Source organism: Nocardia sp. NPDC051911 (genome assembly GCF_040681035.1).
Taxonomy (GTDB): Bacteria; Actinomycetota; Actinomycetes; order Mycobacteriales; family Mycobacteriaceae; genus Nocardia; species Nocardia sichangensis.
On the sequence record NZ_JBFAXY010000114.1, the window covers coordinates 1 to 1,172 of the forward strand.

Genomic DNA, 1,172 nt, shown 5'->3' on the forward strand with positions numbered 1-1,172 from the left:
CGGTCTTTGTCGGTGATGGGTGGGGTGGTGGTGGGTGGGGTGTTGTCGATGGTGAGCCAGTTGATGGTGTGGGGGAGGTGTGGGTGTGTGGGGGTGGTGGTGAGGCCGATGGTGGTGTGGGAGTTGGTGGTGATGTGGGTGATTCGTTGGGTGGGGTGTGTGGGGTCGATGGGTAGGAAGGCGGCGCCGGTTTTGGTGATGGCCCAGATGGCGATGATGGTTTCGGGGGAGCGGGGGATGGCGATGGCGACGATGTCTTCGGGGCCGATGTGGTGGTGGAGGAGTTGGTGGGCGAGGTGGTTGGAGCGTTGGTCGAGTTCTTGGTAGGTGATGTGGTGGTTGTTGTGGATGATGGCGGTGTTGTGGGGGTGGTTGTGGGCGGTGGTGGTGAGGAGGTCGGGCAGGGTGGTCGGTGGTGTGGGTGGTGGTCCGGTGCGGGTGAGGAGGTCGGTTTTTTCGGTGGGGTCGAGGATGTCGATGGTGGCGATGGGTTGGGTGGGGTTGGTGGTGATGGCGTGCAGGATGTGGAGCCATCGGTGGGTGAGGGTGTCGATGGTGGTGGGGTTGTAGAGGTCGGTGGCGTAGGTGATGGTGGCGGTCATCTCGCCGTTGTGGTTGTCGGTGAGGATGATTTGTAGGTCGAATCGTGCTGTGGGGGTGGGTGGTTCGGTGGGGGTGATGTCGAGGTGGGGGAGGTGGAGGTGGGGTTGGTCGAGGTTTTGGAAGGCGAGCAGTGTTTGGAAGAGGGGGTGGTGGGAGCGGGTGCGGTGGGGGGTGAGGTGGTCGACGAGTTGTTCGAAGGGGATGTCGGCGTGTTGGAAGGCTTGCAGGTCGGTGTTTCTGGTGCGGGTGAGTAGGTCGGTGAAGGGTTCGTGGGGGTTGATGTGGGTGCGTAGGACGAGGGTGTTGACGAACATGCCGATGAGGTCGTCGAGGGCGGGGTCGCCGCGTCCGGCGATGGGGGTGCCGATGGGGATGTCGGTGCTGTTGCTGAGGCGGGCGAGCAGGACTGCGAGGGTGGCGTGGATGACCATGAACACCGAGCAGTCGTGCTGGCGTGCGAGGGTGTGTAGTGCGGTGATGAGTTCGGTGTCGAGGGTGTAGGTGGTGGTGGCGCCGTGGTGGGAGGCCACTGCGGGGCGGGGGCGATCCACCGGCAACGACAACTCCTC

The 1,172-nt window shown here is 63.9% G+C and carries 1 protein-coding gene; it reads right to left on the minus strand.

The window, feature by feature from the left end; all coding sequences use genetic code 11:
* Positions 1-1,154 (minus strand): condensation domain-containing protein (locus AB0L97_RS38660; protein ID WP_364440034.1); only part of this gene is annotated, 1,154 nt, incomplete at its 3' end.
* Positions 1,155-1,172 lie beyond the last annotated feature (18 nt).